The organism is Streptomyces sp. NPDC050121 (assembly GCF_044460385.1).
In the GTDB taxonomy this organism is placed as follows: domain Bacteria; phylum Actinomycetota; class Actinomycetes; order Streptomycetales; family Streptomycetaceae; genus Streptomyces; species Streptomyces soliscabiei.
This window is the reverse complement of record NZ_JBITJV010000005.1, coordinates 62,686-75,993: the sequence shown is the minus strand read 5'-3', so window position 1 is coordinate 75,993 and position 13,308 is coordinate 62,686. Positions and strand designations below refer to the sequence as shown.

The 13,308-nt window shown below is 71.6% G+C and carries 8 protein-coding genes; 6 read left to right on the top strand and 2 right to left on the bottom strand.

The window, feature by feature from the left end; all coding sequences use genetic code 11:
- The first annotated feature begins 6 nt into the window (after positions 1-6).
- From ACIBTS_RS09955 to ACIBTS_RS09930, 6 genes are all read left to right on the top strand, one after another.
- On the top strand, positions 7-1,038 hold the full coding sequence (locus ACIBTS_RS09955; protein WP_399318076.1) for an ABC transporter permease: 1,032 nt from the start codon (positions 7-9) through the stop codon (positions 1,036-1,038).
- Positions 1,035-1,970 carry a carbohydrate ABC transporter permease gene (locus ACIBTS_RS09950; RefSeq protein ID WP_399318074.1) on the top strand — a complete coding sequence of 312 codons (936 nt, stop codon included), beginning with the start codon at positions 1,035-1,037 and terminating at the stop codon, positions 1,968-1,970. The genes ACIBTS_RS09955 and ACIBTS_RS09950 overlap by 4 nt, the downstream gene beginning before the upstream one ends.
- A 217-nt stretch (positions 1,971-2,187) precedes the next feature.
- Positions 2,188-4,416: a WD40/YVTN/BNR-like repeat-containing protein gene (locus ACIBTS_RS09945; protein WP_399318072.1), complete on the top strand. Its 2,229-nt coding sequence runs from the start codon at positions 2,188-2,190 to the stop codon at positions 4,414-4,416.
- The gene (locus tag ACIBTS_RS09940) at positions 4,416-6,398 is read left to right on the top strand and encodes a beta-galactosidase (protein WP_399318070.1); all 1,983 of its coding nucleotides are present in this window, start codon (positions 4,416-4,418) and stop codon (positions 6,396-6,398) included. The genes ACIBTS_RS09945 and ACIBTS_RS09940 overlap by 1 nt, the downstream gene beginning before the upstream one ends.
- Positions 6,395-8,656, top strand: coding sequence for a glycosyl hydrolase family 95 catalytic domain-containing protein (locus ACIBTS_RS09935; protein ID WP_399318068.1), 2,262 nt, complete (start codon positions 6,395-6,397; stop codon positions 8,654-8,656). Before ACIBTS_RS09940 ends, ACIBTS_RS09935 begins: the two co-directional genes overlap by 4 nt.
- Before the next feature lie 26 nt (positions 8,657-8,682).
- Positions 8,683-9,411: a hypothetical protein gene (locus tag ACIBTS_RS09930; protein WP_399318066.1), complete on the top strand. Its 729-nt coding sequence runs from the start codon at positions 8,683-8,685 to the stop codon at positions 9,409-9,411.
- A gap of 328 nt (positions 9,412-9,739) precedes the next feature.
- Here the strand turns inward: ACIBTS_RS09930 and ACIBTS_RS09925 are convergent, their stop codons facing one another.
- Both ACIBTS_RS09925 and ACIBTS_RS09920 read right to left on the bottom strand, forming a co-directional pair.
- A complete protein-coding gene (locus ACIBTS_RS09925) occupies positions 9,740-11,782 on the bottom strand; it encodes a TIM-barrel domain-containing protein (protein ID WP_399318064.1) in 2,043 nt (680 codons plus the stop codon).
- Positions 11,783-11,884: 102 nt separating this feature from the next.
- Positions 11,885-12,898 carry a LacI family DNA-binding transcriptional regulator gene (locus ACIBTS_RS09920; protein WP_399318062.1) on the bottom strand — a complete coding sequence of 338 codons (1,014 nt, stop codon included), beginning with the start codon at positions 12,896-12,898 and terminating at the stop codon, positions 11,885-11,887.
- Positions 12,899-13,308: the final 410 nt, after the last annotated feature.

Sequence of the window (13,308 nt, the reverse complement as noted above, 5' to 3'; positions counted from 1 at the left end):
ACGGCCGTGTCGCACACCACGGTGCCTCGGAGCAGGTCCGAGGCCAAGACAGCGGGGAAGACCTCGGCGGCATCCGGCGCCGCCGGACCCGGGAAGGAACGGCGCCCGGGGAGGGTGAGCCTGCGGCTCAGGTTCAGACGCGACCGGGCGCTGCTCCTGATGAGCCTGCCGGCCGTCGTCCTGATCCTGCTCTTCAACTACGTGCCGATCCTCGGCAACGTGGTCGGCTTCCAGGACTACGATCCCTACATCAGCGACAACGGCGCCGTCGCCATGCTGCACAGCCCCTGGGTGGCGTTGGAGAACTTCCAGCGCGTCTTCGCGGACTCGGCCTTCTGGAGCGCCCTGCAGAACACGCTGGTGCTGTTCGTCCTCCAGCTCGTGCTGTTCTTCCCGATCCCGATCCTGCTCGCGCTGCTCATCAACAGCGTGATCAGGCCCCGGGTGCGGGCGTTCGCGCAGGCGGTTCTCTATCTGCCGCACTTCTTCTCCTGGGTGCTGGTCATCGCCGTCTTCCAGCAGCTCTTCGGCGGCGCCGGGTTCCTCTCGCAGGTCCTGCGGCAGCACGGCTACGACGGTCTCGACTTCATGACCGACCCCAGCACGTTCAAGTTCCTGATCACCGCGCAGAGCGTGTGGAAGGACGCCGGCTGGGGGATCATCGTCTTCCTCGCCGCGCTGGCGTCGGTCAGCCCGGATCTGTACGAGGCCGCCGCGATGGACGGGGCCAACCGCTGGCGCCGCATGTGGCACGTCACGCTGCCCGCGCTGCGCCCGGTGATCGCCCTGCTGCTGGTGCTGCGCGTCGGCGACGCCCTCACCGTCGGCTTCGAGCAGATCCTGCTGCAACGCGACGCCGTCGGGCCGGGCGCGGCGGAGGTCCTGGACACCTTCGTGTGGTGGAACGGCGTCCGCAACCAGGACTTCGGCTACGCGGCCGCCGCCGGTCTCGTCAAGGGCGTCGTCAGCCTCGGCCTGGTCCTCGCCGCGAACAAGGTGGCCCATCTGATGGGCGAGCAGGGGGTGTACAAGAAATGACCGCGGTCATCGACAAACCTGTGCGCAGGCCGAGCCCGTGGGCCGCCCCGCCGCGGCCGGTGTGGGAGGAGGAGCCCACCAAGGCGGGCCTGGCGGGCAAGGGCGTCGTCCTCGCCCTCGCCTGCCTGGCGGTCATCTTCCCGCTCTGGATCGTGATCGTCACCAGCCTGTCGTCGAGGAAGACCATCGACGAGGCCGGCGGTCTGGTGATGGTGCCCAAGGACATCACCTTCGTCGCCTACCAGGAACTGCTCAGCGGCGGACAGGTCACCCGCGCCGCGGTCATCAGCATCCTCATCACACTGGTCGGCACGGCCTTCTCGATGACCGTGTCCGTGCTCTGCGCCTACGGCCTCTCCCGCATCGGCTCGCTGGGACACCGCTGGATCCTGATGCTGCTGCTGGCGACCATGTTCTTCAGCGCCGGCCTCATCCCGACCTATCTGCTGGTGCAGACCCTCGGTCTGACGGACAGCTATCTCGCGCTGATCCTGCCGAGCGCGATCAGCGTCTTCAACATCCTGGTGCTGCGCGGCTTCTTCATGGGCATCTCGCAGGAACTCATCGACAGCGCCCGCATCGACGGCGCCGGCGACTTCCGCATCCTGTGGCAGATCGTCATGCCGCTCTCCCGGGCGGTGCTCGCGGTGATCACGCTGTTCTACGCCGTCGGGTACTGGAGCGCCTGGTTCAACGCGTCGCTCTACCTGAACGACCAGGACATGATGCCGTTGCAGAACGTCATGATCCAGCTCGTGCAGAAGCAGGAAGCGCCGGTCGGCCTGGGCCAGGCCATCAAGACCGGTCAGCTCTCGGGGCTGGCCGTCCAGATGGCTGTGATGGTGATGGCGTTGCTGCCGGTGGCGGTGCTCTCCCCGTTCGTCCAGAAGCACTTCAAGAAGGGCATGCTGACGGGCGCGGTCAAGGGCTGACGCCCGGCGTCGGGGGCGCGGCAGGCACGGCGGCTGCGGGTTCGTCGTGAGGCGTGCCCACGTCGCGCAGCCGCGCAGCCGCACAGCCCCGCGCCTCGTGGGCCGCGTGTGACCGGCCCTGCGGGGGGCGCGGGGGAACCGCGCGACCAGCGCCCACCACCCGCAGCCGAACGACATGGTCCCGGCCCGTACACCTTCACCCACCGAGGTACCCACCATGCTCCCCACCCGCCGCACCCTCCTCACCGGCACCGCAGCCGCCGCCACGCTCACCGCACTCCCGCTCACCCAGAACCCAGCCCGAGCCGCATCCACCCGAGCCGCATCCACCCGATCCGGCTCGACCGCCGGAGGCTACCGCTGGCGCAACGTCGTCATCGGCGGCACCGGGTTCGTCACCGGCGTCCTCTTCCACCCCACCGTCCGCTCTCTCGCCTACGCCCGTACCGACATCGGCGGCGCCTACCGCTGGGACGACAGAGCCGCCCGCTGGACCCCCCTCACCGACCACCTCGGCTGGGACGACTGGAACCTCCTCGGGGTCGAGGCGCTCGCCGTCGACCCCGCCCACCCAGACCGCGTCTACCTCGCGCTCGGCACCTACGCCCAGTCCTGGGCCGGCAACGGAGCCGTCCTGCGTTCCGAGGACCGCGGCGCCACCTGGACCCGCAGCGACCTCACCGTCAAGCTCGGCGGGAACGAGGACGGCCGGGGCACGGGGGAGCGGCTGCTGGTCGACCCGCGCGACAGCGACACCCTGTGGCTCGGGACGCGACACGACGGGCTGCTCAAGTCGACCGACAGAGGAGCCACCTGGGCCGCCGCCACCGCCTTCCCCGGCGCCCCGAGCGCGAGCGGCCAGGGCGTCACCCTCCTCGTCGCCGCCGGCCGCACCCTGTACGCCGGCTGGGGCGACTCCGACGGGACCACCGCCAACCTGTTTCGCACCGCCGACGGCGCCACCTGGGAAGCCGTCCCCGGCCTGCCCGCCGGCGCCGCCGCCAAGGTCCCCGTCCGCGCCGCCTACGACTGCCACACCCGCGAGCTGTACGTGACGTACGCCAACGCACCAGGACCGGGCGGGCAGTCCGACGGCAGCGTGCACAAGCTGGCCACCGCCACCGGCAAGTGGACCGACGTCACGCCCGCGAAGCCGGGCGGCACGACGAGCGACGGGAGCGTCGACAGCTTCGGCTACGGCGGAGTCGCCGTCGACGCCCGCCGTCCCGGCACCGTCGTCGTCTCCACGAACAACCGGTGGGCCGCCGTCGACACCCTGTACCGGACCACGAACGGCGGCCGCACCTGGACCTCCCTGAAGGACTCGGCGGTCCTCGACGTGTCCGAGACGCCGTTCCTCACCTTCGGCGCCGACCAGCCGAAGTTCGGCTGGTGGATCCAGGCCCTCGCCGTCGACCCGTACGACTCCCGGCACATCGTCTACGGCACCGGCGCCACCCTCTACGGCACCCGCGACCTGAAGCACTGGGCCCCGCAGATCCGCGGCCTGGAGGAGACCGCCGTACGCTTGCTGATCTCGCCCCCGACCGGGCAGGCGCACCTGATCAGCGGGCTCGGCGACGTCGGCGTGATGTACCACGAGCGGCTCACGGCCTCGCCGTCGCGGGGCATGGCGACGAACCCCGTGTTCGGGTCGGCGACGGGACTCGCCCAGGCCGCCGCCAAGCCGTCCTACGTCGTCCGCACGGGCTTCGGCGACCACGGCAACGGCGCCTACTCCAGCGACGGCGGCAGGACCTGGGCGCCCTTCGCGACCCAGCCGGCCCTCGCCAAGGACGCGCCCGGGCCGATCGCCGCGAGCGCCGACGGCAGCGTCCTGCTGTGGACCTTCGTGCACTGGGACGGCACCAAGTACCCCGCCCACCGCTCCACGGACAACGGCGCCACCTGGACCGAGGTCTCCTCCTTCCCCAAGGGCGCCACCCCGCTCGCCGACCCGGCCGACCCGAGGCGTTTCTACGCCTACGACACCGACACGGGAACCCTCTTCGCCAGCACGGACGGCGGTCTCACCTTCACCGGGCGGGCCGGCGGACTGCCCTTTGGCGACAGCCAGTTCCAACTGGCCGCGGCCCCGGGACGCTCCGGCGACCTGTGGCTGAGCACCAAGGGGAACGGCCTGCACCGGTCCACCGACGGCGGCGCGACCTTCACCAAGCTGACCAGCTGCCGGGCCTCGTACACCCTCGCCTTCGGCAAGGCCGCCGACGGCGCCGACTACCCGGCGATCTACCAGGTCGGCTCCACCGAGACGATCACCGCCGTGTATCGCTCCGACGACGGCGCGAAGAGCTGGACGCGGGTCAACGACGACCAGCACCAGTGGGGCTGGATCGGCGCGACCATCGCCGCCGACCCGCGGATCCACGGCCGTGTCTACATCGCCACCAACGGCCGGGGCATCCAGTACGGGGAGCCCGTCTGATGCCGGCCGTCCACCGGCCCACCCTCGCCGACGCCACCCGGGGCCGCATCCTCTTCGGCGGCGACTACAACCCCGAGCAGTGGCCCGAGGAGACCTGGCACGAGGACGTCCGCCTCATGAAGGACGCCGGCGTCAACTCCGTCACCCTCGGTGTCTTCTCCTGGGCGAAGCTCGAACCCGAGCCGGGTGCCCGGGAGTTCGGCTGGCTGGACCGGCTGATGGACCTGATGCACGAGCACGGCGTCGGCGTCGTCCTGGCCACCCCCACCTCCGCCCCACCCCCATGGCTGGGCCGCCTGCACCCGGACACACTGCCCCGTGACGAGAACGGCGACGTCGAGCTGTGGGGCGGCCGGCAGCACTTCTCGCACTCCAGCGCCACCTACCGCCGCTACGCCGCCGCCATCACCGAGGACCTGGCCGCCCGCTACGGCGGCCACCCCGCCCTCACCATGTGGCACATCAACAACGAGTACTGCACCGCCGACCACGGCGACGAGGCGGCCGCCGCGTTCCGCCGCTGGCTGCGCGAGAAGTACGGCACCCTCGACGCCCTCAACACCGCCTGGGGCACGGCGTTCTGGAGCCAGGGCTACGACAGCTGGGACGGCATCCTGCCCGCCCGCCGCACCCACTACCTGAAGAACCCGGCCCAGATGCTGGACTTCCGGCGCTTCACCTCCGACGCGCTCCTGGAGTGCTACCTCGCCGAACGTGACATCGTCGCCCGGCACACCCCGCACATCCCGGTCACCACCAACTTCATGCCGCTCTTCTTCGGCCAGGACGCCTGGCGCTGGGCCGAGGAGGAGGACGCCGTCTCCGTCGACCTCTACCCCGACCCGCGCGACCCCCTCGGCGCCCAGCACGGCGCTCTCGTCCAGGACCTGACCCGGTCCCAGGCCCGCGGCCCCTGGATGCTGATGGAGCAGGCGGCCGGCCCGGTCAACTGGCGCGGGGTCAACCATCCCAAACCGCGTGGCCTGGGCCGGCTCTGGTCCCTGCAGGCCGTGGCCCGTGGCGCGGACGCCGTCTGCTACTTCCAGTGGCGCCAGTCCCGGCAGGGCGCCGAGAAGTTCCACTCCGGGATGGTCAGCCACGCGGGCGAGCACGGCCGCACCTTCCAGGAGGTCAAGCAGCTCGGCACCGAACTCGCCCGCATCGGCGGTGAGGTGACGGACAGTCATATCTCCGCGGACGTCGTGATCCTGCACGACTGGCACGCCTGGTGGGCGGGCGCCCAGGACGGCCGCCCCTCCACCCGGGTCGACCACGCGGCCGTCCTGCACGCCTGGCACCGCGCCCTGTGGGAGGCCCACCTCACCACCGACTTCGCCCACCCCGAGCACGACCTCACCGGCTACAAACTGGTCGTCGTCCCACAGCTGTACGCGATGACCGACGCGGCGATCGACAACCTCCTCGCCCACGTCCACGGCGGCGGCACCCTCGTGACCGGTTTCCTGACCGGTGTCGCCGACGAGGACGACCGGGTCCGCCCCGGCGGCATGGACGCCCGGCTGCGCGAGCTGTTCGGCATCCGCACCCTGCACGAGTGGTGGCCGCTGGAGGCGGGGGAGCGCGTCGAGACCGACGGCTTCCACGGCACCCTGTGGTCGGAGGAGCTTCAAGCGGCCGACCCGGGCGCGGTGGAAGCCGTCTACAAGGGCGGCGAGCTCGACGGACTGCCCGCCGTGCTGCGAGGCGACCGCGCCTGGTACGTCTCCACGCTCCCCGAGCCCGACGCCCTCCGCACGCTGCTCGCCCGTGTCGCCGCCGACGCGGGCGCCCGGCCCGTCCTCGACGGCCTCCCGCCGGGCGTCGAGGCCGTCCGCCGCGGTGACCTGCTGTTCCTGCTCCACCACGGCCGCGAGCCGGTCACCGTCGGCCTCCCGGGCACCCATCACGACCTGCTGACCGGGACGACCCTCACCGACGAGGTCGCGCTGGGCCGCTACGGCGTGGTGGTGTTGCGCTCATGACCCACGCCCCGCCCCGCGCGTACCCCGCCCGCCCGAGCACCGACAGCCCCGTGCACGCGACCTTCGAGTACCAGCCCGCCGTCCGCTGGGAGGACGCCTTCCTCAGCGGCAACGGCCGGCACGGCGCCCTCGTGTTCGGCGATCCCTACGACGACCGGGTCATCGTCACCCACCACACCCTGGTCCGCCCCAACGGCGCCGAACACGCCCGCCCGCCCGAGCTGGCCGCCGAACTCCCCGCCCTCCAGGACAAGTTGCTGGCCGGCGAGTGGGAGGCCGCCGAGGGCTTCACCGACCACCGGCCCCTGCAGTGGGTCCAGCCCTTCCACCCCGCCTTCCAGATACGGCTGCGCAGAGCGCCCTCGGACGAACCGCGCCGATACCGCCGCTATCTCCGCCTCGTCGACTTCACCACCGGCGAGACCGACGCCGCCTGCGTGGGCGGCGCCGGCCGGGTCTTCGTCTCCCGCGCCGACGACGTGATCGTCCACCGGATCACCGGCCTCGACCTGGACATCTCCCTCGACCACCGGCTCCCCGGCGCGCCCGCCGACCTGGCCGTCGGCCAGGGCTGCGTCCTCACCCCGGACGGCGCCCTGCTCACCCTGCGCGCCCGCTACCCCGACAGCGACCGCGCCTACACGGGCGTGACCCTCGTCGTCGCCACCGGCGGCCGCACCCGGCTCTCCCACCCCGGCGTACGGGTCACCGGCGCCCAGTCCGTGCTGCTGCTCACCCGCGTGCACCGGCACACCGGCGAGCTCGACGTCACCGCGCAGCAGCGCGCCCTGAACGAGCTGCCGCACTCCTACGACGACCTGCTCGCCCGCCACCTCCCCCTCCACCGCACCGCCTACGACCGCGTCACCCTCGACCTCCACGCCGACCCCGCCGAGCGCGGCCTCCCCGGCTCCGAACTGCTGGAACGCCCCCGCAGCACGGCTCTTCTGGAGCGCCTCTTCGCCGCGGGCCGCTACCACCTGCTCTCCTCCTCCGGCCTCAACCCGCCCCGCCTGCCCGGCCTGTGGACCGGCGACTGGGACACCGCCTGGTCCGGGGCCTTCACCAACGACGCCAACGTCAACCTCCAGACCGCCTCCGCCGCCCCCGCCGCACTCCCCGAAGTCACCGACGCCCTCGCCACTCTGATCCACCGTCAGTTCGACGACTGGCGGGAGAACGCCCGAGCGGTCTTCGGCGCCCGGGGCGCGGTCGCGCCCGCTCACACCGACGGCGAGTCCGGACTGTCGTACCACTTCAGCCGCGAGTACCCGCTCCACCTGTGGACCGCCGGCGCCGACTGGCTGCTCAAACCGCTCGTCGACCACGACGAGACACGCGGCGCACGCGACCCGCGCACCGCCGCCGCCCTCGCCGAAGTCGCCCGGTTCTACGAGGACTTCCTGACCCGCACCGACCCGGACGACCCCGACGGCCACCTCGTCGTCGTCCCCTCCTACTCGCCCGAGAACCGGCCCGCGGGCGCGAGCTGGGGCGCCCTCAACGCGGCCATGGACCTCTCGGCGGCCCGGCACGCGCTGCTCACGGCCGCCGACTACCACCCCGGCACCCCGGACGCCGGCCGCTGGCGCGCCCTCGCCGACCGCCTCCCGCCCCACCGGATCAACGCGGACGGCGCCCTCGCCGAATGGGCCCGGCCCGGCCTCGACGACACCTACGACCACCGCCACCTCAGCCACCTCTACGGCGTCTGGCCCCTCGACGAGATCAACCCCTACGACACCCCGCGCCTCGCGGCCGCCGCCCACCGCGCCCTCGCACTGCGCGGCGCCGAGAACGACTCCGCGCACGGCCACCTCCACCACGCGCTGATCGCGGCCCGGCTCCGGGACGGCCGGCGCGTCGCGCACGCCCTCGCCCAGGTCCTCGACGGCGACTTCTTCCACGCCTCGCTGATGAGCGCCCACTACCCCCGCCGCGACGTCTACAACGCGGACGCCGCGCACACCCTGCCCGCCGTGCTGATCGAGACGCTCGTCCAGTCGACCCCCGACCGGCTGGTCCTGCTGCCCGCCCCCGACCCCGCCCTCCCGTCCGGCGAACTCCGCGGAGTGCGCACCCGGTTCGGGGCCGAACTCGACCTCGCATGGGGCCCCGACGGCGCGCGGGCCGTCCTGAAACCGCACCGCAGCCACCGCATCGAGCTCCGGACTTCCTCCGGCGACGGCGACGACGCAGCAGAGCCGCTCGACCTCGTCGCCGGAGAAGACCACGTCCTCACCCTAGGGGCGTGGTAACTCCCCCCACCCATGGAAGGGACACCATGGCAACACGCACCCTCGGCAGGGTCGCCAAAGCCCTGCTCGCCCCCGCTCTCGCTCTCGGCGCCACGATCGGCCTCGCCTCCGCCCCCGCATCGGCGGCCGTCTGGAACTCCTGCGACCAGTGGGGCAACACCAGCCTGAACGGCTACACCCTCTACAACAACATCTGGGGCTCCGGCGCCGGCAGCCAGTGCATCTGGGCCAACTCCGGCACCAACTGGGGTGTCTGGGCCAACCACCCCAACACCGGCGGCATCAAGTCCTACCCCAACGCCAAGAAGGTGATCAACAAGTCGATCACCTCCCTCGGGTCGCTCAACAGCAGCTACAACGTCACCGTCCCGTCCTCGGGCTCGTACAACACCTCGTACGACGTCTGGGACACCGGCAACAACCACGAGATCATGCTGTGGGTCAACTACAACGGCAGCGTCGGGGCGCTCGGCAGCCTCCAGGGCAGCGCGACGCTCGGCGGCCACAGCTGGAACGTCTACAAGGGCACGGCCACCCGCTCCGACGGCTCGACCTGGCAGGTCTACTCGTTCCTGCGCACGTCGGACTCGACCTCCGGCACCGTGCAGATCCTGCCGATCCTGAAGTGGATCAAGGACACGAAGCAGTGGATGGGCAACGTGACCATCACCGACGTGCAGTTCGGCTTCGAGATCACCTCGTCCTCCGGCGGCCTGGACTTCCAGGCCAACAACATCACCGTCAGCAGCAGCTGACCCGTCCGGCCGGGCCGGCCCCGCACCGCGCGGGACCGGCCCGGCCGGCCTGTCGCCGTCCCGACCCGGCTAGGGCCTGTCCGGCGGATCATGCCGCAGACGCGGGGAATGCCACGCCCTCCCCCACTCTCGGCTGCGCTCGAGCGGGAGGTGCCCCCACCGGCGTTGTCGTCGGTTGCCGACTCCCCCACTCTCGGCTTCGCTCGAGCGGGGGGACCCCCATAGCGTCGACGCCCTCCTCCGCCTTGCAGTTGGACGCACCATTCCCCGCTCACCTGCGTCGATCAGGCGCCGCTGCTTTCCTGCGACTTGATCCGCCGGACAGGCCCTACTCCGCCACCGGCAGCCGCGCCCCGTCCCGCAGAAACAGCGGGAGCCGGTCCAGCGGGGCGTCGACCGTCACGGCCGTACCGCCCTCGTACGTCTCACCCGTCCACGCGTCCGTCCAGGTCGCGCCCGCCGGGAGATACGCCGTGCGGGCCGTGGCACCCGCCGTCAGCACCGGCGCGACCAGCACATCCCGGCCGAAGAGGTAGGAGTCGTCGACGGACCAGGTCGCGGGATCGTCGGGGAACTCCAGGAACAGCGGCCGCATCGGCGGCAGCCCCTCCTCGTGCGCCTCCCGCATGACCTCCAGGACATACGGCTTGATGCGCTCGCGCAGCCGCAGGTACTTCTCCATGACCGCCCCGGCCTGCTCGCCGTACGACCACACCTCGTTGGGGCCGCCGGTCATGTCCGGGCCCAGCGGCATGCCCGGGTCGCGGAAGCCGTGCAGACGCATCAGCGGGGACAGCGCGCCGAACTGGAACCAGCGGACCATCACCTCCTGGTACGCCGGGTCGCCCGGGTCGCCGCCGTGGAAGCCGCCGATGTCCGTGTTCCACCACGGGATGCCGGACAGCGCCGTGTTGAGGCCTGCCGCGATCTGGCGGCGCAGAGTCGCGAAGTCGGTGCCGATGTCGCCGGACCACAGGGCGGCGCCGTAGCGCTGACTGCCCGCCCACGCCGACCGGTTGAGGCTGATGATCTCTTCCTCGCCCGCCGCGCGCAGCCCCTCGTAGAAGGTGCGGGCGTTGTCGGCCGGGTAGATGTTGCCGACCTCCAGACCCGGACCGGCCCAGTACCGCAGGTTCTCCTGGAAGCCCGGCTTCAGCTCGGGCTCGCAGGCGTCCAGCCAGAACGCCGTGATCCCGTACGGGGCAAGGTAGTTGTCCCGGATCTTCGACCACACGAACTCACGGGCGTCGGGGTTCGTCGCGTCGTAGAACGCCACCTGGACCGTCGAGGCGACCCCCTTGTCCGGCCAGTCGGCGTGCGCCATCGGGCCGTACTGGGTGCCGATGAAGTAGCCGCGCTGCTCCATCACCGGGTGGTTCTCGCTCAGCGGCGACACCGACGGCCAGACGCTGATCACCAGCTTCACGCCCAGCTCGTCCAGTTCACGGACCATCGCCGCAGGGTCGGGCCACTCCGCCAGGTCGAACTTCCACTCGCCGAGGTGCGTCCAGTGGAAGAAGTCGCAGACGATGGCGTCCAGCGGCAGCCCCCGACGCTTGTACTCCCGTGCCACGGCGAGGAGTTCGTCCTGCGTGCGATAGCGCAGCTTGCACTGCCAGAAGCCCGCCGCCCACTCCGGCAGCATCGGGGTGCGGCCCGTCACCGCGCTGTAGCGGCGCTGGCCCTCGGCCGGCGTGCCCGCACTGATCCAGTAGTCGATCTGCCGGGCCGAGTCCGCCACCCAGCGCGTGCCGTTCCCGGCCAGCTCCACCCGGCCGATCGCCGGGTTGTTCCACAGCAGCGTGTAGCCGCGGCTGGAGGTGAGCACCGGGATGCCGACCTCGGCGTTGCGCTGGACCAGGTCCAGGACCAGCCCCTTCTGGTCCAGGCGGCCGTGCTGGTGCTGCCCGAGCCCGTACAGCTTCTCGTCGTCGTACGCGGCGAAGCGCTGCTCCAGACGATGGTGTCCGTTGCCGACGGCCGTGTAGAGCCGTGAGCCCGGCCACCAGAAGTGGGCGCGCTCCTCGGCCAGGATCTCCGTACGGCTCTCCGTGCGCAGAAAGCGGATCAGGCCCTCGGCGGACACCTCGACGGTCAGCGCGCCGACCGTCAACTGCCCTTCGTCGTCGCCGACCTTGACGCTGCTCTCGGTGGCCGGCGGCTCGTCGAGCAGCGCACCCGGCAGCCCTTCGAGAATCGGCCCGCCGAGCCGGGCCCGTACCCGGACGGCGTCCGGACCCCAGGGCTCGATCCGCAGGGTCTCCTGACGGCCGCTCCACTCCAGTGCGCCGCCGCGTTCGCGGAACGTGCCGACCGTGGGCGAGGACTGCGCGAGTGAGACCTGGGGCTGGTTGTCGGCAGGCTGGTTCATGTGGGGTGCTCCTTGAAGGAGTAAGGAGTGCAGACATGGCGGTGCCCCGGCAGGGCACGACAGCGGGAACAGCAGGGGTGGGGCAGGCGGCGAGGGGGTGGGTCAGGAAGCGGCGGGCGCCGGTCCCGTGCTCGCCCTGATCGTCAACTCGGGGGAGATCAGCACGACTTCGTCGCTGCCGCGCCCCTCCAGCTTGGCGACGAGGCGTTCCACCGCGTGGCGGCCCATCTCCTGGGCGGGGATGGCGACGGACGTCAGCCGGACCGAGGCCTGCACGGCGACCTGGTCGGGGCAGATCGCCACCACCGACACGTCCTCCGGCACGGCCCGGCCCTGTTGCCGCAGCAGCGCGAGCAGCGGCTCGACCGCCGACTCGTTCTGCACGACGAACCCGGTGGTGCCCGGACGCTCGTCGAGGACCCGGGCCAGGGTCACGGCCATCGCGTCGTACCCGCCCTCGCACGGGCGGTGCAGCAGCCTGAGGCCCAGGTCCCTGGCCCGGTAGCGGAGTCCGTCGAGCGTGCGCTCGGCGAATCCGGTGTGCCGTTCGTAGACCGCAGGCGCCTCGCCGATGACAGCGATGTCGCGGTGCCCCAGCGTCGCCAGATGCTCCACGCACAGCGCGCCGGTCGCCGCGAAGTCCAGGTCGACGCAGGTCAGTCCGGAGGTGTCGGCGGGCAGCCCGATCAGCACCGACGGCTGGTCGGTGGAGCGCAGCAGCGGCAGCCGCTCGTCGTCCAGCTCGACGTCCATCAGGATCATCGCGTCGGCGAGCCCGCTGCCGGTGACGCGGCGCACCGCGTCGGGGCCCTCCTCGCCGGTGAGCAGCAGGACGTCGTACCCGTACGTGCGTGCCGTGGTGGCCACCGCGATGGCGATCTCCATCATCACCGGCACATACATGTCGGTGCGCAGCGGGATCATCAGGGCGATGATGTTCGACTTGTTGCTGGCCAGTGCGCGGGCGCCCGCGTTCGGGTGGTAGCCGAGCTCCCGGATGCTCTGCTCGACCCGCTGCCGGGTGGTCGTGGAGATGGACCGCTTGCCACTGAGGACATAGCTCACCGTGCTCGCCGAGACTCCGGCGTGCTGGGCGACCTCGGCGAGGGTGACCATCCAGCTCTCCAAGTTTTGTGAAGCGCTTCGACAGTGCGCATTGCGAACAGGGGCGGGTGAGGTTGGTTCGACAGTAGCTCTAGCGGGGGTGGGTGTCCATAGGTTGTCGAAGCGCTTCGACAACGAGTTGTGGGGGACTGGTGGAGAAGAGTACGGCAACCCTTCGTCGGGGTCTCACCCCCGCCCGGACACTCGCTCGGGCAGTCGTTCGGGCACTCGTTCGGCGCAGGCCGCCGAGCGGCGACGAACACGCCCCCGGCAACGGGTCCGGCCCCGGTGCCGGCCGGGGGACGGGCCGGGAGGCGGGCAGCGGAGCGGGCCGTCCGGGACGCCCGAACCCGCCCGCGAGGGGTGGCGGGCTCGTCCCGGATCGGGTACCAACGATCGGGTAGCACCCATCGGTAACCAAT